18 protein-coding genes and 1 rRNA gene are annotated in these 20,813 nt (G+C 60.5%); 9 read left to right on the top strand and 10 right to left on the bottom strand.

What is annotated here, in order from left to right; translation table 11 throughout:
- Both ACURWW_RS06875 and tyrS read right to left on the bottom strand, forming a co-directional pair.
- Positions 1 to 64 (bottom strand): 16S ribosomal RNA (locus ACURWW_RS06875); the annotation flags it as partial.
- Between the two features lie 332 nt (positions 65 to 396).
- On the bottom strand, positions 397 to 1,707 hold the full coding sequence (gene tyrS / locus ACURWW_RS06880; protein ID WP_445616060.1) for a tyrosine--tRNA ligase: 1,311 nt from the start codon (positions 1,705 to 1,707) through the stop codon (positions 397 to 399).
- A 233-nt stretch (positions 1,708 to 1,940) separates the two neighbouring features.
- Here tyrS and ACURWW_RS06885 point away from each other — a divergent pair, with 233 nt between their 5' ends.
- Together ACURWW_RS06885 and ACURWW_RS06890 are read left to right on the top strand one after the other, a co-directional pair.
- Positions 1,941 to 3,311 (top strand): peptidoglycan DD-metalloendopeptidase family protein, encoded by a 1,371-nt coding sequence (locus ACURWW_RS06885; RefSeq protein WP_445616061.1) that lies wholly within the window; start codon positions 1,941 to 1,943, stop codon positions 3,309 to 3,311.
- The gene (locus tag ACURWW_RS06890; protein ID WP_445616062.1) at positions 3,308 to 4,429 is read left to right on the top strand and encodes an anhydro-N-acetylmuramic acid kinase; all 1,122 of its coding nucleotides are present in this window, start codon (positions 3,308 to 3,310) and stop codon (positions 4,427 to 4,429) included. Before ACURWW_RS06885 ends, ACURWW_RS06890 begins: the two co-directional genes overlap by 4 nt.
- Positions 4,430 to 4,473: 44 nt before the next feature.
- On the opposite strand, the gene erpA is transcribed toward ACURWW_RS06890, so the two are convergent.
- The 4 genes from erpA to argC form a co-directional block, all read right to left on the bottom strand.
- Positions 4,474 to 4,833, bottom strand: a complete 360-nt coding sequence (gene erpA, locus ACURWW_RS06895) for an iron-sulfur cluster insertion protein ErpA (protein WP_445616063.1) — start codon at positions 4,831 to 4,833, stop codon at positions 4,474 to 4,476.
- Positions 4,834 to 4,974: 141 nt separating this feature from the next.
- The gene (locus ACURWW_RS06900) at positions 4,975 to 5,448 is read right to left on the bottom strand and encodes a bactofilin family protein (protein ID WP_445616064.1); all 474 of its coding nucleotides are present in this window, start codon (positions 5,446 to 5,448) and stop codon (positions 4,975 to 4,977) included.
- A gap of 26 nt (positions 5,449 to 5,474) precedes the next feature.
- Positions 5,475 to 6,212, bottom strand: a complete 738-nt coding sequence (locus ACURWW_RS06905) for a DUF6776 family protein (RefSeq protein WP_445616065.1) — start codon at positions 6,210 to 6,212, stop codon at positions 5,475 to 5,477.
- Positions 6,213 to 6,285: 73 nt separating this feature from the next.
- Positions 6,286 to 7,335: an N-acetyl-gamma-glutamyl-phosphate reductase gene (argC, locus tag ACURWW_RS06910; RefSeq protein WP_445616066.1), complete on the bottom strand. Its 1,050-nt coding sequence runs from the start codon at positions 7,333 to 7,335 to the stop codon at positions 6,286 to 6,288.
- A 141-nt stretch (positions 7,336 to 7,476) separates the two neighbouring features.
- Between argC and ACURWW_RS06915 the strand changes: the two genes are divergently transcribed.
- The 6 genes from ACURWW_RS06915 to ACURWW_RS06940 all read left to right on the top strand — a co-directional run bounded on the left by ACURWW_RS06915 (position 7,477) and on the right by ACURWW_RS06940 (position 13,758).
- Positions 7,477 to 9,285 (top strand): chloride channel protein, encoded by a 1,809-nt coding sequence (locus ACURWW_RS06915; protein ID WP_445616067.1) that lies wholly within the window; start codon positions 7,477 to 7,479, stop codon positions 9,283 to 9,285.
- 67 nt (positions 9,286 to 9,352) lie between these two features.
- Complete coding sequence (gene hemJ / locus ACURWW_RS06920) at positions 9,353 to 9,793, top strand: protoporphyrinogen oxidase HemJ (RefSeq protein ID WP_445616068.1); 441 nt, start codon at positions 9,353 to 9,355, stop codon at positions 9,791 to 9,793.
- A 161-nt stretch (positions 9,794 to 9,954) separates the two neighbouring features.
- On the top strand, positions 9,955 to 10,782 hold the full coding sequence (gene thiD / locus ACURWW_RS06925) for a bifunctional hydroxymethylpyrimidine kinase/phosphomethylpyrimidine kinase (protein WP_445616069.1): 828 nt from the start codon (positions 9,955 to 9,957) through the stop codon (positions 10,780 to 10,782).
- A 98-nt stretch (positions 10,783 to 10,880) separates the two neighbouring features.
- Entirely contained in the window at positions 10,881 to 11,519 is a 639-nt protein-coding gene (thiE, locus tag ACURWW_RS06930) for a thiamine phosphate synthase (protein WP_445616070.1), read from the top strand.
- Complete coding sequence (gene hemL / locus ACURWW_RS06935; RefSeq protein WP_445616071.1) at positions 11,516 to 12,796, top strand: glutamate-1-semialdehyde 2,1-aminomutase; 1,281 nt, start codon at positions 11,516 to 11,518, stop codon at positions 12,794 to 12,796. Before thiE ends, hemL begins: the two co-directional genes overlap by 4 nt.
- Positions 12,797 to 13,020: 224 nt before the next feature.
- The gene (locus tag ACURWW_RS06940; protein WP_445616072.1) at positions 13,021 to 13,758 is read left to right on the top strand and encodes an alpha/beta fold hydrolase; all 738 of its coding nucleotides are present in this window, start codon (positions 13,021 to 13,023) and stop codon (positions 13,756 to 13,758) included.
- A gap of 84 nt (positions 13,759 to 13,842) precedes the next feature.
- On the opposite strand, the gene ACURWW_RS06945 is transcribed toward ACURWW_RS06940, so the two are convergent.
- From ACURWW_RS06945 to mrcB, 4 genes are all read right to left on the bottom strand, one after another.
- The gene (locus tag ACURWW_RS06945; RefSeq protein ID WP_445616073.1) at positions 13,843 to 14,208 is read right to left on the bottom strand and encodes a PilZ domain-containing protein; all 366 of its coding nucleotides are present in this window, start codon (positions 14,206 to 14,208) and stop codon (positions 13,843 to 13,845) included.
- Positions 14,201 to 16,531 (bottom strand): DUF1631 domain-containing protein, encoded by a 2,331-nt coding sequence (locus ACURWW_RS06950; protein ID WP_445616074.1) that lies wholly within the window; start codon positions 16,529 to 16,531, stop codon positions 14,201 to 14,203. The genes ACURWW_RS06945 and ACURWW_RS06950 overlap by 8 nt, the downstream gene beginning before the upstream one ends.
- 208 nt (positions 16,532 to 16,739) lie before the next feature.
- On the bottom strand, positions 16,740 to 17,186 hold the full coding sequence (locus ACURWW_RS06955; protein ID WP_445616075.1) for a tetratricopeptide repeat protein: 447 nt from the start codon (positions 17,184 to 17,186) through the stop codon (positions 16,740 to 16,742).
- Between the two features lie 17 nt (positions 17,187 to 17,203).
- A complete protein-coding gene (gene mrcB, locus ACURWW_RS06960) occupies positions 17,204 to 19,543 on the bottom strand; it encodes a penicillin-binding protein 1B (protein ID WP_445616076.1) in 2,340 nt (779 codons plus the stop codon).
- 193 nt (positions 19,544 to 19,736) lie between these two features.
- On the opposite strand from mrcB, the gene ACURWW_RS06965 reads away from it, so the two are divergent.
- On the top strand, positions 19,737 to 20,738 hold the full coding sequence (locus tag ACURWW_RS06965; protein WP_445616077.1) for an adenosine kinase: 1,002 nt from the start codon (positions 19,737 to 19,739) through the stop codon (positions 20,736 to 20,738).
- The last annotated feature ends 75 nt before the right edge of the window (positions 20,739 to 20,813 follow it).

Consider the following 20,813-nt stretch of genomic DNA (forward strand, 5'->3'; position numbering starts at 1 on the left):
CGACTTGCATGTGTTAGGCCTGCCGCCAGCGTTCAATCTGAGCCATGATCAAACTCTTCAATTGAAAAGTTGCGGAATCTCTATCCGACATCCCCACAAGGAGAATACCGGTACTGCAGAGCTTCCTAATTCATGTTCAGACTACATCGTGAACGTAACATTCGTATGAATTGTCAGGTCACTTGCGTCTGATAGGTTCTGTGTCTCGCCTATCCCGCAAGCGCCCACACGCTTTGCTTGATCGTCTTTTTAAAGAGCCGGTTAAGTGCGTTGCCTCAACCGAGGACGCGCATTATACGCAACTCGAACCGGCGCGCAACAAGAAAAAATAACTTTTTTGTAATTTTTCTCCGGCGCCATTTTCGGCACCCGTCGCGCCCCGGTTCGAGCAAAAAGTCAAGCCTTGGTCCGCTCGAAAAGATGGTATTTTTTCTTGCCCATCCGCACGATGAAGAACCGGCCGAAGTACGATTTTTCCACTGCAAACACCTGTGCAGCCTCCATGTTCTCATCGAAGGAGGCGGCCCGCCCGTTTACGCTGACCGCGGAACGCTGCAACGCATCCTTCACCTGCTTTCCTGACGCTGCGAGCCCGGCGTCTGCCAGGAGTTGGGTCAGCGGCGTTGCGTTGAGGTCACCTTCCGGCAGCGCCGAGGAAGGAATACCGTCCAGCTTCAGTTGCTCCAGGTCACCCTCGGTCAGACTCTCCAGCCTGCTCTCGAACAGAGCCCGGGTAATTCGCTCCGCGGCCTCCAGCCCTGACTGCCCGTGCACCAGTTCCGTGACCTCCCGCGCCAGTATGCCCTGGGCCTGGGGCTTGCCCCCGGCGCTGCGGTCGGCCGCCTCGATACCGTCTATCTCCGCAGGCGGGAGAAAGGTGAAGTAGCGGAGGAATTTGTACACATCCGCGTCGGCGGTATTGAGCCAGAACTGGTGGAAGGCATAAGGAGAGGTTCGCGCGGGATCGAGCCAGATGGTGCCACTCTCGGTCTTGCCGAACTTGGTGCCGTCTGCCTTCGTAACAAGGGGCAGGGTGAGACCATGGGCCGTTCCCCCGTGGAGACGGCGCACCAGGTCAACCCCGCCGGTGATATTTCCCCACTGGTCGGACCCGCCGATCTGCAAGGTGCAGTTGTGGCGCTTGTAGAGTTCGGCGTAATCCAGAGACTGCAGGATCATGTAGCTGAACTCGGTGTACGAGATACCCTCGCCTTCGCGGTCAATCCGCTGCTTCACCGATTCTTTATTGATCATGTTGTTGATGGAGAAGTGTTTGCCGATGTCACGTAGAAAGGTGAGCACATCCATCGGCCCCACCCAATCCAGATTGTTCACCACTTCGGCCGAGTTCGCTCCCGTATCGAAGTCGACAAACCGGGAAATCTGGCGCTTCAGACAGTCGACCCACTCGGCGACCACCTCTTTGGAGTTCAGGGACCGCTCCTGCGCCTTGAAGCTTGGATCACCGATCAGCCCGGTGGCCCCGCCGACCAGCGCGATCGGTTTATGGCCGGCACGCTGGAATCGCTTGAGGGTCAGCAGGGGCACCAGGCTGCCGATATGCAGACTGCTGGCGGTGGGATCAAAGCCGCAATAAAGGGTTCGCGCTTCTTTTAGGAAATTTTGAAACTCACCGGCACCGGTGGTCTGGGCTACGAGCCCTCGAGCTTGAAGGTCGTCAAAAAGCGAAGGATCTACGCTGGACATCAACAGTTCCTGAACTAGATTGGTAAGAGATTCGGGGCGAGTTGCGGGAGGCGCCAACGATACCCGAACTGCACCCAAAAACAAATATTCCCTCCGTCGCGGTCTGCCTGTGGCGCATATCTCCAACTGAACTGTTTGGGATTTCAGGGATCAATTTTATGGTCCTGTCAGGGTGAAAAGCTCAGCCTTTTCTGCTATAACTCTTCCAATTAACTCAGAAAATTAACACCGCCATGGAACCCATTGAAACACAAGGGAAACTTCCCTTCCGCAATTACCTCAGTCAATTCCCGCGCAAGCACCTCATGGTGGCTGGCGGCCTGGGGCTTTGCCTGAGCGGCCTGCTGCTCCTCTTTCCCTCGGGAGACGTGACCGCGGAGCGCCAGACCATTCCATTGACGCTGAACCTCCCCGCCTCAACCCCGGTGCCGGAAACGGCGATTCCGGAGGAGCCGGCGACCCCCGCGCCAAGCCTTGAATGGAAATCTCTGGTGGTGAAGTCAGGAGACAATCTCTCGCTGCTGTTCAAGCGCGCCGGCCTGACCCAGTCCGACGTCCACGAGTTCATCAGCAGCGGTAAAGATGCCAGGGCCCTGACCCGCATTTATCCGGGACACCAGTTGGCTTTTCAGCTGGACGAGGCCGGTAAACTCCAGCAGCTTCGCCACACCAAAGACCGACTGAATTCGCGACTGTATCGGCGCGGGGACAATGGCTTCGTGGCCGAGGACCAAAATAAGACGCCGGACATTCATCTCGCCTACCGGGAAGCGGAAATCACCAGCTCCCTGTACCTGGCCGCCAAATCCCCGGACGTGGGTCTCGACGATGCCTCAATCGACCAGCTGGCAACCATCTTCGGATGGGACATCGATTTCGGCCTGGACATCCGCAGGGGCGACACCTTCAAGGTACTCTACGAAGAGAAGTTTCTCGACGGCGAGAAACTGGGCAACGGCGCTATTCTTGCGGCGGAGTTCACCAATCAGGGGAATACGGTAAAAGCGGTCCGATATGAACACGAAGACGGAAGCGTTCACTACTACACCCCGCAAGGCAAGAGCATGCGCAAGGAGTTCCTGCAGACGCCTCTGAACTTCCGCTACATCAGCTCAAATTTCAATCCGCGCCGGCTCCACCCGGTTCACAAGACCGTGCGAGCCCACCGCGGCACGGACTACGCCGCAGATCGGGGCACACCCGTGTGGGCCTCGGGGGACGGACGAGTGGTTGCGGCCGGCTACAGCCGCGCCAACGGGAACTATGTCTTCATTCAGCACGGCAACGATGTCCAGACCAAATACCTGCACCTCCACAAGAAGTACGTGAAAAAGGGCGAGCGCGTCCGCCAGAAGCAGGTGATCGGCACCGTCGGCTCCACCGGCTACGCCACCGGGCCCCACCTCCATTATGAGTTCCTGATGAACGGGGTGCATCGCAACCCCCGCACTATCATCCGCAAGCTGCCCCAGGCCAAATCCATCGCGGAGAATGAAATGCTGCGGTTCTCGCAGCAGATCTCGCCCCTGCTGGCCCAGCTTGACCAATACCATGAAGCCACTCAGCTGGCACTGGCCGAATCGGAAACCACCGGCGGCCAATGAGCGACCCCCGGGAGCTGTATGTCGGTCTGATGTCCGGGACCAGCGCCGATTGCATCGACGCGGTCCTGGTGGACCTGTCCTCCTCACAGCCCCGCTTTATCCACCAACTAGCCTTTCCCATGGACGCCGCCACCCGTGCGGCGATCTATGAGCTGATGGTGCCCGGTGATGGCGAGATCGACCAGATGGGCGTGCTCGACCAGCAGCTCGGACATGACTTCGCCGATGCCGTTACGCAACTCCTGGCGGAGGCCGGGATTGCGCCGACTGAGGTCCAGGCCATTGGCAGTCACGGCCAGACCATCCGCCACCGCCCGCCTGGTCAGCTCGATGCAGCATTCACGGTTCAAATTGGCGATCCAAGCGTTATCGCCGAGCGCAGTGGCATCACCACAGTCGCCGATTTCCGGCGTCGGGACATGGCCGCCGGAGGCCAGGGCGCTCCCCTGGTTCCCGCTTTTCACCGTGCAGTTTTTCATTCCAGTAGCCGCAACCGGGTCATTCTGAATATCGGCGGCATCGCCAACATCACCTTCCTGCCCCAGGACGGGGAGCCGCTGGGTTTCGATACCGGCCCCGGCAATGCCCTGATGGACGCCTGGATTCAGCGGCACCACAATGAACCCTTCGATTGGGACGGACACTGGGCAGGCACCGGGCGTGCAGTTCCCGGGTTACTGGAACAACTTCTCGAACACCCGTATTTCGCCCAGGCGGCACCCAAGAGCACCGGGCGCGAGATGTTCACTCTCAACTGGTTGCTGGAAGCGCTAGGCGCCCACCCGGATCTTCCCCCCCAGGACGTGCAGGCAACCCTTATGGAGCTCACGGCTCAATCCATCAGCAACCACATTCAGGGGCTGGAAGGCGGAAGAGAACTGGACATATACGTATGTGGCGGGGGAGCCCACAGCAAGGGACTGATGCGGCAACTCGCCGAAAAAATGCCGGAGCACTCTCTGGGAACGACCGAGGAATTGGGCATTCCACCGGACTGGGTAGAAGCGGGTGCCTTTGCCTGGCTGGCCCAGCAAACTCTTGCGCGCCGGCCCGGCAACCTGCCCACTGTCACAGGAGCGCGTCGCGCGGTCATTCTGGGCGGGGTGTATTACGCGTGACCGGTCGCCCTCATTGTTGAGGCGGAAACGTTGCGGGCAGGAAATTAGAAAGAAAAGGACTCACCGCAGCCACAGGTGGAGGCTGCGTTGGGATTGTGGACCACGAACTTGGAGCCCTGCAGCCCCTCTTCATAGTCCACCTCGGCCCCCAGCAGGTAGGGATAGCTGAGGGAGTCCACCACCGCACAGACGCCATCCTTTTCCACCACCGTGTCGTCGTCAGCGGTGGTTTCCTCGAAGGCGAACCCATACTGAAAACCCGAACACCCGCCGCCGGTCACAAAAACCCGCAGCTTCAGGTCCGTATTGCCCTCCTCCTCGATCAGCGATCTGACCTTAGCCACCGCATTGGCGGTAATGAGCAATGGTTGTTGAGGATCAAAGGTTTCTGCACTACTGGCCATGTACAAGCCTCAGCCGACGGGGAATGATTCCAGGAACGAAATTATGGGGGCTGGCCGGGGCGCAATCAAGGGCGGAACGGGAACTCCACACGAGAGACCTATAAATAGGCCCGCGCCAACGCCCGGGCCGCCACGGGTGAATCAGAGTGCGGGAGCGGAGGCCTCAGCGGGTGCAGCGCTGCTCTTGCTGTCGGCAGGAGCCTTGACCTTGGACTTTTTGGACTCTTCAGGGCTATAGAGCAAGCTGCCGTTCACCTGAGCGCCTTTCACCATCTCGATCAGTTTATAGTGAACATTCCCGTCAACCGCGGCCTTGGCGGCCAGTTCGACGTGCTTGCTGGAATGGATATCGCCGACCACAGCCCCGTTGATTCGCACGGTGGGTACCACGATCTCGCCTTCGACCCGACCGTTCTCCGCTACGTCCAGGTGGGCGTCATCGCCATCTTTGACATAGATGTTGCCGCGCAGGGTGCCTTCAACGTGAAGAGTACCAGAAAAGTGGATATCCCCCACCACCTCGGTGTTCTTGGAAATCAGAGTGGTACTTGCGCTGTTGGAAAGCCCCATAGAAACCTCGTTTTTGCTGGATTTACCGAACATTATTGCACTCACTGCCTTGCTTCGTGTTTGTTTATAGCTCAGCTTTCGTGAACCAGCCAGCCAAATTTCTTCTCGACTGACTTCGCGTTCCGACCGGTGGATTTGGCCACCAGCTCTATGCGCTCCGGCTCGAAGCCGGGCGGCAGGTCCAGATACCCTTCGATGTTCTGGAAGTACTTGAATCGCAGCTTGATGTCTTCCTCGTCGATCTGAGGGCTCAGGTCCTTGAGCGGCATATTGCGAGTCGCGCCGTCTTCGTGCCCGACGACCGTAATGTTCACGGAACCGTTCAGCACCTGGTGATTGGTTGCCAGCTGTTGCATCACCACCTTGAAGTCATATCGCCTCGGAACCCCTGTTGAAATCACATCGACAGAGCCGATGGTGAGGCCGCTGCGATTTTCGGAGGGGGCCATCAGCCCGCGGTAAAAGGTGATGTCTTTCTCGAGCGAAGCGATCTGAGCCTTGAGCTCGATGACCTGGTTGCGGACATCCTCGCTGGAGGCCTTGTCCACCTCACTGGCAAGGCGCAGATTGGCGACCTGCTGGGACAGGGAATCCGCCTCGTCCGTTTTGGCCTGTAGTTCGCGACGCAGTCGGTCACGTTCGCCCATGGCATCCGCCTGCGCCGTTACGCCGTGGTGCTTTCCGAGCCAGTAACTGCCGCCCACCGCCACGACAAACAGCACCGCCACCCCGGCGCTCACCAGCAGCCGGAAATAGGGTCGGTACGGAACCACGACCAAGCGGGTTGGCTTAGTGCCTGTTACTGCCATTGTGGATGAATTGCCCCGTAAGTTCTTGCTAACAATGTGGTTTTCCGGCGGCAATATACACGAAATGTCGCCCTCAGGGCATTACGGCGAGCTGATCGATGCCGGTTCTCTCCTCGAGCCCGAACATGAGATTAAAGCACTGGATGGCCTGGCCGGATGAGCCCTTGGTGAGATTGTCGATGACGCCAAGGACCACAACTGTATCTTTTTTCGCCGGTTTAAACACTGACAAGCGGCACATATTGGAACTTTTTACCGAGCCGGTGGGCGGCGTACTGCCCGCTGGCATCACGTCCACGAAGGGCTCGCCTCGATAGCGCTCTTCGAAAAGGCTTTGCAGGTCGCAGTCGCTGTCCAGCAGAGGCGCATACAAAGTGGCGTGGATGCCCCGGGTCATCGGCGCCAGGTGGGGAATAAAGGTAACAGAGGGCTTGACGCCGGCGCGCGCCACCTGAGCCAGAGTCTGTTCGATCTCCGGCTGGTGCCGGTGCCCGCCGATGCCGTAGGCCTTGAAGCTGTCGTTCACCTCGGAAAAGGAGAAGTCCACCTTGGCGCTGCGACCCGCCCCGCTCGCTCCCGTGGCGGCATTGGCGATCAGGTGCTCCGCATCCACAACGCCCGCTTCCACCAGCGGCAGGAAGCCCAGCTGAATGACCGTGGGGTAGCAGCCCGGGCAGGCCACCAGACGCGCCTCGCGAATGGCCGCCCGATTCAGTTCCGGCAAACCATACACCGCGTGTTCAATGAACTCGGGACAGGCGTGGGCCTGGTTGTACCAGGATTCCCAGAGAGCCTGGTCGCGCAGCCGAAAGTCCGCCGAGATGTCGATGACCCTGGGGCCCGAGTCGAGCCCGGCGCCCAGCAACTGCCCCAGCATGCCCTGGGCCACGCCGTGAGGAGTTGCAAAGAACACCGCATCGCAGCTCTGGAGCTGTTGCGGATCCGGTTCCACGAACTTCAGGTCGATGTAGCCGCGCAGACTGGGATACAGGTCGGACACGGGGCGCCCCGCTTCCGCTCGCGAGGTCACACACACGATCTCCACATCCGGATGGTGCGCCAACAAACGTAACAGCTCCACGCCCGTGTAACCGGTTGCGCCTACGATACCGACCTTAATCACTGCTCAACTCCAATTGTCCTGGGGCGGAAAGCCCGCGTTTGCTTTGGCCGCACAAAGAGTGCGTATAATAAAAGGAGCGCCCGGGGAGCGAAAGTGGCCCCTTCGCCGCTGGACATTCCTTCCCATTCAACAAGCGTCTCGATGCCCTCACCCAAGTCCAACGCCCTGCAACGCCTGAAAAGCCGCACACGGGCCGGAATCGACGACTTCCGCTACAGTCTCTCCTACATTGATGCCCTGCCGCAATTGACTATTCTCGGTTTATTCAGCGGGCTGGCCGCCGCGGGGGTGATCGTTCTGTTCCGGCTACTGGTTGACGGCTCTTTGATACAGCTGCTGGGCGAGCGGGACAACTTCGAGGCACTACCGGCTTTATGGCGCTTCGGCCTTCCGTTCGGAGGTGCGCTGATCATCGGACTGGGCTGGCACATGCTGGACAGACAGGCGCGCTCCGTAGGTGTGAGCCACGTGCTCGACCGGCTGCACCACCATCAGGGAAAGCTGCCCTTCCGCAGCCTGGTCGCCCAGTTTTTTGGCGGGGCACTCAGCCTAATCAGCGGTCAGTCCGTGGGCCGGGAAGGGCCGGCGGTTCACTTGGGCGCGGGAGCCGCCAGCCTCCTGGGCCAGTGGTTGCGCCTGCCCCACAACAGTTTGCGCACGCTGGTGGGATGCGGGGTAGCGGCGGCCATCGCGGCCTCGTTCAACACCCCCATGGCCGGCGTCATCTTCGCCATGGAAGTGGTGCTGATGGAGTACACGATCGCCAGCTTTTTGCCTGTGATTCTGGCCTCGGTATCCGGAGCGGTGGTGACCCAGTTGGTATTCGGCGAAGACCCCAGTTTTTCGGTGACGCCGGTACAAATGAAGAGCCTGCTGGAACTTCCGTTCATGGCTCTGGCCGGCGCGGTAATCGCTCTGGTGGCCCTGGTGTTCACCCGCCTGCACCTGGCGCTGTATCGCTCGCAACAATTACCAATACTTGTACGCTTTACAACCATTGGCGCCCTCACGGGGGCTCTGGCCCTGGTGGTGCCCGAGGTCATGGGGCTGGGCTACGACACCCTGGAGGCGGCCATGCTCGGGGAGCTGGGGCTGCAGGTGCTGCTGGCAGTGGTGCTGGCGAAGACGGTCGCCTCGGCCGTAAGCACCGGGCTCGGGATGCCCGGCGGCCTGATCGGTCCCATACTGGTCATTGGCGGATGTGTTGGCGGTGTGATGGGAAACCTGGGGGAGATCTTTTACCCGGAGCATGCATCCGGAGCAGGCTTCTACGTGACCCTTGGAATGGCGGCCATGATGGGCGCGGTTTTGAACGCACCGCTCGCCGCGTTGATGGCCATTCTTGAGCTGACCTATAACCCCAATGCGATTTTCCCGAGCATGGTGGTGATTGTGGTGGCCTCGGTATTCACTCAGCAGATTTTCGGCTGCGAAGGGATATTCCGGGCACAACTCCGGGCACTGGGAACGCCCTTGAGCAGCGTGCCGGCCCAACAGGTTCTCAGCCGCGCCGGCGTGCTGAGTGTCATGAACAGGTCCTTTGTGATCACCGAAAGAAGGCTGTCCCTGATTGCCGCCCACGCGCTGTTGGAAAAGACGCCCACCTGGATTGTTCTCGACGAGCCGGACAATCCCGCTCCCGACAGCCGCCGCAGTCTCTTGCGAGCCGCGGATCTGGCAAAATACCTCGACAGTTACCAGCCGGAACTCAACGAAATTACCGAGGAAGGTGAAGCCGTGATCGATCTGGCGGAAATCCCCGGGCAGCGGTACAAGCTGTACAGTTTGCACCCGCAGGCCAACCTCTACGAGGCCCGCGAGCTGTTGCGCCAGTCCTACGGCGAGGCGATCTGCATCGAAGAAGTGGAATCGAGCACGCCGCTGCGTTCACCCGTTCTCGGCATCGTTACCCCCGGGGAAATCGACAACTACTACGGGCCGGTGCGCTGAGGCTGCAGAGCCTGGCAACCCACGCCCCACATTCACCATCGAAGCACACTGCGAACGGGAAGAACACATGGCCTGGCTCAACGATTACTACCTATGGATCAAGAGTTTTCATATTTTTTTCATGGTCTGCTGGTTTGCCGGCATCTTCTACCTGCCCCGGCTGTTCGTGAATCACGCCATGGCGGAACACCAGGCCACTGCGGCACAGCTCGGCGTCATGGAACGCAAACTGTACCGCTTCATTACCCCCTTTGCGGTGCTCACGGTGCTGCTGGGCATCGCGCTGATGGCGGCGCGCTGGGACTATTTCGCCCAGGCGGCATGGATGCACGGCAAGTTGACCCTGGTGGTGATCCTGCTGGCTTATCACTGGTACTGCGGCCGGATCGTGAAGAGCTTCGCCCGCGGAGAGAACCGACGCGGGCACCGCTTCTACCGCTGGTTCAACGAGTTTCCCGTGCTTCTGCTGCTGGGCATCGTCCTGCTGGTGGAACTCCAGCCCTTCTGAGGGACGAGGCGCACCGGGCACACACGGTCCCGAAATGTTGACAACGCGGTTGCCGGGCGCGGAATTTGCTTCCTGAGCTGATTCTTTAGCCCCGGATCCCTGGGCGAATCAATAACACGCAACCCCGGGCACGGCTTCGTGTCTGGCGCCAGGAGCATGCAATGACCGAGTTTCACAGCGACACCCCCGTGGTAATGAGTCTCTCCAGTCACGACCCCTCCGGCAGCGCCGGTATTCAGGCGGACATCGAGACCACCGCCAGCCTGGGATGCCACTGCACTCCCATTATTACTGCGCTCACGGCCAAGGACACCCAGGCGGTCAAGGACATCTCCCCTGTGGAAACGGGACTGCTGATCGAGCAGGCCCGGGCAATTCTGGAAGACATGCCGGTGCGAGCCATCAAGCTGGGCCTGATGGGAAGTGTGGAAAACATTGAGGCCGTGCACACCATTCTGCGGGACTATCCGGACATTCCCGTGGTACTCGACCCGGTTACGGCCGAGTTCAACAACGAGCTCTTCAATGCAAGCGCCGTCATCAGCGCCACCGCAGCGCTGCTCATGCCGCTGGCCACCATCGCCACACCGGATCTGGTGGAAGCTCACGACATGGCGCTCGGTGCCGATACGGTCGACGCCTGCGCCCAGGAAATTCTGGAGACCGGCTGCCAGTACGTGCTCATCTCGGGCTCCGTTCGCAACGCCACCCATTACGAGAACAGCCTCTACGGCGAGGGCCACCTGATCCGTCACTACAAGTGGCCGCGAATCCGCATGATCAGCCACGGCTGCGGTGCCACTCTGGCTGCGAGTATCGCTTCTTATCTCGCTCACGGTCTGCGCCTGGAAGACGCAGTCCAGCAGGGACAGAACTTCACGTGGCACGCCCTTGCCGCAAGCCGGCGCCTGGGCATGGGCTGCTTCATACCCAACCGGATGCATTGGGCCGACAAAAACGGGAACGAGAATCAGCGCAAGGCGGGATGAGCGCTCCTGCCAGAGAGACCTTCCCCCGCGGCCGCCGGCGCTGAACCGGCGGCCGCTTTGCGCTACACTGCGCGGCCAGTTCCCAGCGGGCCGATGCCGTGATTCAAGGTCTTTACGCCATAACAAACGAAACCCTGATGCCGGGCGAGCTGCTTCTCGCCAAAACCGAGGCGGCGCTGGCTGGCGGCTGCCGGCTGATCCAATACCGCAACAAAACCGCAAGCCCGGCGCAGCAACTGCGCGAGGCGACGGCGCTGCGGTCGCTATGTGATGAATACGGCGCCGCACTCATCATTAATGATTCTCCCCAACTGGCCCGGGAGGCGGCCGCCCACGGCGTGCACCTCGGTCAGGAGGATGGTTCCCTGGAGGCCGCTCGCCGCGATCTGGGCTCCCGGATGATTGTCGGGGCTACCTGCCATGGGTCACTGGAACTGGCTCGCCAGGCGGCTCTCGCCGGGGCCAGCTACCTGGCTTTTGGCCGCTTTTTCCCGTCACAAACCAAGCCCCAGGCTCCCCCGGCCACACTCGACCTTATCGCCGAGGTTCACGCGGAGTTCGGATTGCCTCTGGTGGCGATTGGAGGAATCACCCTGGACAATGCAGCCGGGCTGGTGGCCGCCGGGGCCGACTGCCTCGCTGTGAGCCATGACTTGTTCCACGGCGACCCGCACCAGGTTCGCGAGCGTGCCTTACGCTATTGTTCTCTTTTCGAAAGCACACAGGAGTCTCCATGAGCCGTTCCACTGAACTCTTCCAACAGGCCCAGCGCTACATTCCCGGTGGCGTCAATTCACCCGTGCGCGCCTTCAAAGCTGTTGGGGGCACGCCCTTGTTCATCGAGTCGGCGAAGGGCCCTTTCGTATACGATGCGGACGGTCGGGAGTACATCGACTACGTGCAGTCCTGGGGGCCCATGCTGCTCGGTCATGCCCACCCGGACGTTCTCCAGGCGGTTCGGGAAAAGCTGGACCTGGGTCTGAGCTTTGGAGCGCCCACTGAAATCGAAACCACGCTGGCGGCGAAAGTCTGCGAGATCTATCCGAGCATCGACCTGCTCCGATTCGTCAATTCCGGCACCGAAGCAACCATGAGCGCTATCCGCCTCGCCCGCGGTTTTACCGGTCGGGATAAAATCATCAAGTTCGAAGGCTGCTACCACGGCCATTCGGATTCGTTGCTGGTCAAGGCGGGTTCCGGCGCGCTGACCATGGGCGTGCCCAGCTCACCGGGGGTGCCGGCCTCCCTGACCGAGCACACCCTCACGCTCACCTTTAACGATAGTGAACAGGTCCGGGAAGCCTTTCGCCAGTACGGCGATCAGATCGCCTGCGTCATCGTGGAACCGGTAGCAGGCAACATGAACTGTGTGCCGCCGGTGCCCGGGTTCCTGGAGTGTTTGCGGGAGCAGTGTGATCAGCACGGGACCGTATTGATATTCGACGAAGTGATGACGGGGTTCCGGGTCAGCCTGTCCGGCGCCCAGGGCCATTACGGAATCAAACCGGACCTGACCACCCTCGGGAAAGTCGTGGGGGGAGGCATGCCCGTGGGTGTGTTCGGCGGTCGCAAGGACATCATGGAACAGATCGCGCCGCTCGGGCCTGTCTACCAGGCGGGTACCTTGTCGGGCAATCCCATCGCCATGGCCGCAGGACTGAAGACCCTGGAGCTGATCTCCCAGCCGGGCTTCTATGAGCCGATCGTTAAACGCACCCGGCAACTCGTCGATGGCTTGACCGAAGCCGCCGGTCGCCACGACGTTCCCTTCACCACCAACAACGTCGGCACCATGTTCGGGGCATTTTTCACCACGGAAGAACGTGTGACCAACTACCAGCAGGTCATGGCTGGTGACACTGCCCGCTTCAACAGGTTCTTCCATCTGCTGCTGGACGAAGGGGTCTACCTCGCACCCGCTGCCTACGAAGCGGGCTTTATGTCCGCCGCCCATGGCGACGAGGAGGTTGAAAAAACCGTCGCGGCGGCCGATCGGGCCTTCGGCGCCCTCTGAGAACACCGGCATGCATGGGCCGGCGGCAGGTTGCCAGAGCGCGTTATCGGTAGCCTGCCGCCCCCCGCCGGGGATACAAAAATAACGCCAGATACGTTTTATCACCCGCCAAATTTCACGAATTCCTTTTTCTACGCGCCAACTTCAGGGCCTCGCCAGGACAAACTCGCAATCTACTTCTAGAATCATCGGCAAAGTTACTCAATAACAGAGCTTGGACACCGATGTCGGAACTGGAAATAGAACGGGGCGATGTCACCCTGGTAATGAACACCCAAGGACCTCGCAAGGGGCCAACTCTCTTGTTTCTACACGGAGGTGGCGAATCCCGCGCCGTGTGGTCACCGGTTTTTTCGCGGTTGCGCCCCAGACACTGGCAATTGGTGGCACCGGACCTGCGCGGCCATGGCGACAGCGGTTGCTCCCAGGCCTACGTCTTCGATGATTTTGTCCGGGACGGCTATGAGATCATGCGCCACCTCAAAGGCAGGCCATTGGTGCTGGTGGGCAGCTCCATCGGCGGACTGATGGCGCTGATGCTCACTCTGCGCTACCCGATGATGATCGACGGCCTTGTTCTCCTGGATGCACCCACGCGGCTGTCGAGGGCGGCGGCGAAGCGCGAGAGCGAAAAAATCCTGGCAAGCTTGACCGGGACAAAGCACGAGCCTGACCCGCTGGATTCACAGCACGCACTTGGACAACTCCTTGACGACATTCTGGCGAATCCGGACCGTCTGGCGGAAGCCGCACAGTCAGTGTGTGTGCCGACTCTGTTCCTGCACGGTTGCGAAAACGACGCCGTGGGACAGGAGGAGCTGAACGGCTTGAAGAAGGACATCCCTCATGTTGAGACCGCGGCGATTGAAGCGGGCCACCACATGGCCCGGGAAAACCCGCAGGCCGTAGCCGATCAGATCTCCGAATTCGTACCGGGCCTCATCCGGGAAGTGGTGCACTGACCACACGTCTGTCATGCCAAAAAAAGCCGGGATTTCCCGGCTTTCAATCGGATACACTCGCTCACGACTGCCGCAGACATGTAATCAACCGTCCGGCTGACCAAGCATTGCGATCAGCGTCTGCAAGTCCGCCTGAGCCTCCTCGCTCAGATCGATGATTTTGCATCCAGCCCAATGCAGTGCGCCCTCTTCGCGTTTCGACCACAGACAGTCCACTCCCACCGGGATCACCCTGCGACCATTGACGGCCCGTGGAAGATGGAGGTCAAACTGATACAGGCACTCTGCCGAGAAGGCGTGCTGTCCCGCCACCATCATGCCTTCCATGTGAATGTTCACCACTCGTCCCACCGGGCGTTGACTGACCCGGTCGTAAATCTCGACCGGCTCACTGATGGAGTGTCGTGGCAAGCGACGCTGTTCGCTCGGATTCAGGCTGCCATCAGACATGGTCGGTCTCCTGTTGCATGGCTTCTGCCTTGGCATTCAGGCTTTCGAGGATATTGTCCAGTGCGCGGTCGAAGAAGGGCTTGCTGCTGCCCGCGATGACACGCGCCCTGCCCTGCAACATGCCACGAGCCAATTCCAGCCCGGACTTCATCGCGACTTTTTTCCCCATTTGATCAACCAGCATGTATTGCATGGTCTTGGAGTTGTACCAGGCAACTTTGAGCCGCTTGCCACCGTCGAATTCGAACCAGGTGCCGAACTCAATCATCTTGAGATTCTCGACCATGGTTCGCTCCTGGACGGTAATCGCCTGCTCGCCTTGTTGCTCACCCGCCTTCTGAGCCGCCTCGCTTTCCCATTTGCTGCGCATGGGTGCAGGGGCCGGTGAAGGTTTTTGGTGGTCCATGGCCATTTTCTGCAGTGATACCAGGGCGTCCAGGAGCTTTCGGGCCCGCCCCTGATCGTAACCAATGGTGTCGAAACCCTGCTCCATGGTATCCATCAGCTCGTCCAGCATATCCTGCTTCTGGACCGGTCTTTCGCCGGGCCCTTCCGCTTCGATGCTCGCGATTAACTGATCTACTGCGGCAATGGCCCGTTTCCAGGATTCGGAGTTGTCGCCGTAACGGAGGAGAAGAAATGCCAGATAATCGGACCAGGGCTGCAGCAGCAGGAGTAGCACAGCAGAGGGGAGCTCGCGGCCATCCGTTCGCGAACGAATCTCCCTGTTCACTCGCACCTTCACTTCCCGCAGTTTCTCTTCGCCCTGGACTTTTTCCATGGCCCGCTTTTCCATCAGGTCCTGGCGACGGGCGATCTTTTTGACATACGAGCTGAAGTCCAGCAGCAACTCCGCGAACAGCCGGACATCGTTTTCAAACTCCTTCAGCACCCGCGACACGGTGTCCCTGATCTTGGTGTAGATCTCGTACTGGGAGGTTCCGTCGTTGCCGACCCACCGGGTGCCCGCCTCCGCCAGGGAGTTGAGCAGCAGTCGTGCCGGGTGCTCCTTTTTCTCGAAGAAGGTGCTGTCGATGAATGCCATTTTCAGAAAGGGCGTATGGAGATAACTGAGGATGGTTTTTACGCTATCGGGCAACTGCTCGTCCGAGAGCATGTACTCGAACAGCATACCCACCAGATCAATCGTGTGCATATCGGCCGGATCAACCCGACCGTCAGCCGAGCTTTGCTGGAGTTGCTCCACAACCTGGCGGCTCACAGTGGCAACGTCCTGAATCGGAACGGCAAGTTCGCCGGCCGGCGCGTTAGCTGCGTCATCGGTAAACCCCAGAGCCTGACTCTGGAGGGTCTGCAAAGCGTTCACCAGTTCCTGGTTGGTGTACAACGCGGGCCCCGTCGCGGTTCGCGGACCCGCAGCGGGACCGGGGCCGCTGCGCGGGCCTGTGCTTGTTCCCTGATTCAGGCCTGCCTGGCCAAGGTGCTGCTGTAATGTGCGAATCGCATGGATGATCCCGCTGGCGTAGGGATCCGCACCGGCGGGATCATGGCCGTTGACCTCGGTCGCCGTCCTGGCCTGCCCGGAGGATTCAGGCGCTGTACCCGCGGCCCCAGTCGATGCAGGCTCCTCGTGCCGCTCGACCGGCTCGGGGTGGTCCTGCTGGAAACGCAGTCGTGACATGGTGTGAAGATGCGGAAGAATCCCCTGGGCGGCAAGGTAACTGCCCACCTCCCGGTAGATATCCTCGAGCACTTCGGTCAGCTCCACCTCGAAGTATTTGTAGGCAAGAATTTTTTCCGGAGTACTGAGCGCTACAGTGGCGAGGCTGCTGCGCAGCGCTTCGCAGAACTGCAGCGGGCTGAGCGGGTTGTTGTGCTCCTGCACCTTTCGGCCCTCGTTGAGGACGGCGAGCCGCTGCTGGAGGAACCAGAGAGTTTCCCCACAGCGCTCCTCGGCACGATGGGCGATGGATGACAGAGCAATACGCTCTTCCAGATCGTCGTTCTCCACCAGCGTGAGCGTGTCCGGGTGGTACTCGTCGCTCCTCAACCGGGTGTCGAGGGTCCGAGCGCCGAATCTGGCGAAGCCTTCGCGCAGCGATGCCGTGAACTGTGCACCCATGGCTGCGCCGTTGTAGCTGAGAAAATGGGTGGTTTCCTGCAGGTGCCGCGCGTCCTTGTCGGTCGCCGCCCGGTCGAACAACTCCTGAAACTTTTCTTCCAGGACCTTGAGGAAGCGGGCGTACATCCGATCTCCGTGATCGGTAGTGATCTGCCCGCATTGTTTCAGGTACGCGTTTATTGTCGCGTCCGGGTAACGGCCGATGCCGCGTTCCGCCCGGTTGCTGTCGAAGTCGCTCATGGATGCCCCAGGCTTTCCTTCTGGTTATTGCCGGTCGCTGCCCGCGACCGTGCGTGGGTGCGGGATGAGCCCCGGCTCGTGCGCGGGGCAAGGGTTTTGTAAGCAGCCTCTCTTAATACTAGCAGGCCGGGACCAAAGGCAATACGAAGTGGGGATCGGAAGCGTAAGGAAATGTATCCCGCGGAGCCGCCGCAGCTCCGCAGGTTTTCTATTGGAGTGTTTGCAGATTGGTGACCATCTCCTGCAGGGCAAGCGCAACCGGCCCGGTGGAGTCGCCCACGTAGCGTAAACCCTGGCGCGCAAACTGACGGGCCCGGTCCAGCTGTGCCAGGCCACGGTAGCTGGTTGCCAGCAGCAGATAGAGTTCCGGCTCCCGTCGATCGATGCGCAGGCCGCGCTCCGCATTGACGATTGCCCCCTGCCAGTCGCCCGCCGCCACCAGGGTGCGGGCGTCTTCCAGCATTCGGTTCAGGGCTTGAACCGGGGCCGCACTGGGCGCAGGCGACCCGGGCCGGGATACCTCCGGTTGTTCCGGCTCGGGCGATTCCACGATCGGGCGAACGGCACATCCTCCGAGCAGGACGAGTAGGGCCAGAATGGCCGGGCCGGTGGCGTTGACGAGTCTCCTGTTAAACAGGGCAGAAATCTGGGTCATTCTCGAATCGAACTCCTTCATTGCGTGTCCCACAGCTGCTGAAGCCAGTGGATCACGGGATTGCGGCGGTGTCGGCACCCCCCCTTCGACTGCGGTTCAGTGCCCTGCAGGAAGGGGAGCAATTCACTTCCAATGCAGTTGGATCCGCCCAGGGTGCCGTCCGCGGGATTAACCCAATGATAGTCCACTCCGGCAGGTTTGAGCGGCGACAGGGGCCGGGACGAGATCTCGCCGAAGACATCGGTCCAGACTCTCAGGGCTCCGGTGGCACCGGTCAGGGGCGTCGGACCATTGTCGTCCCGCCCGACCCACACCACTGCCAGGTGGTCTCCACTGTAACCCGCGAACCAGCTATCCCGTTGTTCATTGCTGGTGCCCGTCTTGCCCGCCACCTGCCAGCTCTCGTCCAGCCGCTGGTAAGCGCTCCGCCCGGTGCCCTCGCGCATGGTGGCCTGCAGCCCGTACTGGAGCAGGTGCATGGCGTCCGCTGGAAAGCGCTCTTCGGTCAGAAGGGGGTAGCGGTTCAGGGGTTGTCCCTGGGCGTCTAGCACGGAAAGGATGCTGCGCTGGGGCGTGTACACTCCTTCCGAGGCGATGGTCTGATACATGGCACTGACCTGAAGGGGAGACAGGTCCAGCGCGCCCAGGAACAGCGACGGCAGCGGCGCGATCGGCTCATCCACGCCGAGCTTGCGCAAGGTTTCCCTGACCGGCTCCACACCAAGCTCCATACCCAGGCGCGCGGTGGCCTGGTTGTAGGACTTGGCCAGCGCCTGATACAGAGGCACTTCGCCGTGCTCTTCCCGGGAGAAGTTGCGGGGCTCCCAGAGCCGTCCGCCTTCCGATTCGACACTCAGCGCAGAATCGTCGATGGGGCTGATCAGAGTATAATTCTCGGGCGGCATCAAAGCGGTCAGGTATACGGCCGGTTTAACCAGGGAGCCTATGGCTCGACGGGCATCCAACGCGCGGTTGAAACCTGCGTAATCCGGGTCCCGGTCACCCACCACCGCCAACACTTCGCCACTCCCCACCGCTTCCACGACCACGGCCCCCTGCAGAGTCTCTGCTTCCAGCTCGTAACCGCGTTCCATGGCCGTCAGCTCCGATTGCAGGCTCTCTTCCGCCGCTTTCTGCACCGTTGGCGACAATGTTGTGAATACCCGCAAACCTTCGCTGCGCAGGTCCTCCTGGCGGTAGTCTCTTTGCAGCTGCCGTTTGACCAGTTCAATGAAGGCCGGGTAGCTATAGGGTGTGGCATTGGCTCCCTGCACCACGTCCAGAGGCTGTTGCCGAGCAATCTGGGCCTCGAACTCGCTGATCAGCCCCCGCTCTTCCATCACGGACAACACCACATTGCGGCGCTCCAGCGCGCGCTCCGGATGCCGCCAGGGATTGTAATAGGAGGCGCCTTTGACCAGCCCCACCAGCAGCGCGATCTGGTGAATGCGCAGTTCACCCAGGGGCTGCCGGAAATAATGCTGGGCGCCAAGGGCGAAACCGTGAATGGCGCGGGGACCGCTCTGCCCCAGATAGACTTCGTTGAGATAGGTTTCCAGAATCTCGGCCTTGCTGTAGCGGGCATCCAGGGAAATTGCCATGAACGCTTCGACGATCTTGCGCGTCATGCTGCGGCGTTGATCCAGGTAAAAGTTCTTGACCAGCTGCTGGGTGAGGGTGCTGCCGCCCTGGACCACGCGGCCGGCGCGCATGTTGACGTAAGCCGCCCGGGCGATGGACTTGGGGGACACACCGTGGTGACGAATGAAATCCCGGTCCTCCACGGCGATCAGCGTCTCTCCGAGCAGCGGAGGGACATCTTCCAGCCGCAGCAGCAGGCGATCTTCCATGTGGGCCGGGTAAATTCCGCCAATCTCCTGGGGCTCCAGACGCACAATGGGCAAAGGTGCGCCGCTCCGGTCACTCAGCTCCTGAACGGAGCCATTGGCAAAGCTCAGAGACAGGTATTGGGCTGGTTCCCGGCGGTCCCAGAATGTAAAGCCGCGACTATGCAGCTGCACCCGGTCACCACGCACACTGGCCTGCCCCGGTTTGTTCACGGCATTCACAAATTGATATCCCAACCCTTCAAGCTCCGCCAGCAGCTCATCCTGCTTCAGGGGCAAGCCGGCATAGAGTTCAAGGGGGCGCGCGTAGACACGGGCCGGCAGCGACCACTTTTTGCCCTCGAACTTGCTGCGCACCACATAGTCGAGATAGAGAAGGGTTCCGAGACCCAGAAATACCGGGATCAGCGCCAGCTTCCACCAGCGGCGGAGTCCGCCCAGTAAACCGGAGGTGCTTTTGGTTCTGCGGGAGGGCGCCTTGCGGCTTTTGCGGGTTGTTCGTCTTGCCATGATACCGACGGGCCGAGAGAGTTGAATCTGCAGCGGGAAGGAGATTTCCCCGCAGATCGGCTCAATAGTTTAGCCCGACGCCAAAGGCTTATCGAGAGGGCTTTATCGTCGAAGTTCATTTCCGCATAATGCGTCACTCCCGAAGCGGCAAATGCACTTCCAAAAATCACCGCACACCCATAAGCGAGCGAGCATGAGCAAATATCACATCTACGGCATCGGCGCCGCCCTGGTCGACACGGAAATCGAGGTCACCGACACGGACCTTGAGCAGATGGAGGTGGACAAGGGGCTGATGACCCTGGTGGATGAGGGCCGTCAGCATCAGTTGATCGAGCAACTCTCCGGTCACCTGGTTCATTCCAAACGGGCCTCCGGCGGTTCCGCCGCCAACACGATCATTGCCGCCAGTTACTTCGGTGGCAACAATGTGTATTCCTGCAAGGTCGCGGACGACGAGAATGGCGAGTTCTATATCAACGACCTGCGCGCTGCAGGCGTGGACTACCCATACAACGGTGGGCTTGAATCGGGAATAACCGGTCGCTGCCTGGTGATGATCACCCCCGACGCGGAACGCACCATGACCACCTTTCTCGGCGTGAGTGCTTCCCTGTCCGAAGCGGAGCTGCACCCCCACGTTGTGCCGGATTGCCAATACGTCTACATGGAGGGTTATCTGGTCTCCTCTCCCACCGGCAAGACGGCCGCCATCAAGCTGCGGGAACTCGCCGAGCAGCACGGAGTGCGCACGTCCATCAGTCTTTCCGACCCGGCCATGGTGGAACATTTTGGCGATGGTCTGAAGGAGATGATCGGCAGCGGCGTGGACCTGATTTTCTGCAATGAACAGGAAGCAATGGGTTTCACCGGATGCGCCTCGCTGGAAGCTGCGGCGGAGGGCATGAAGGAGTATGCCCGCACCTTTGCCATTACCCTCGGGGCGCGCGGCGCTCTGGTTTACGATGGCGATAAGCTGATTTCGATTGCACCGCAGACCGTAAAAGCCGTCGATACCAACGGCGCGGGAGACATGTTCGCTGGCGCATTCCTTTATGCCATCACCCACGGACATTCCCATGAAACCGCCGGTGAGCTGGCAAGCCATGCAGCCGCCCATCTGGTGACTCAGTGGGGCCCCCGCCTGCCTCCCGAGCAACACGAACACATCAGACGGCGCGTATTGGGTCAGTGAGTTATGCCGGTGCGCCGCGTGGAGCTGCGTACCGGCTTTTCATGTCCGCAAGGATGGTTCTCACCCAGGGAGCCG

This window comes from Gilvimarinus sp. F26214L, assembly GCF_054401055.1.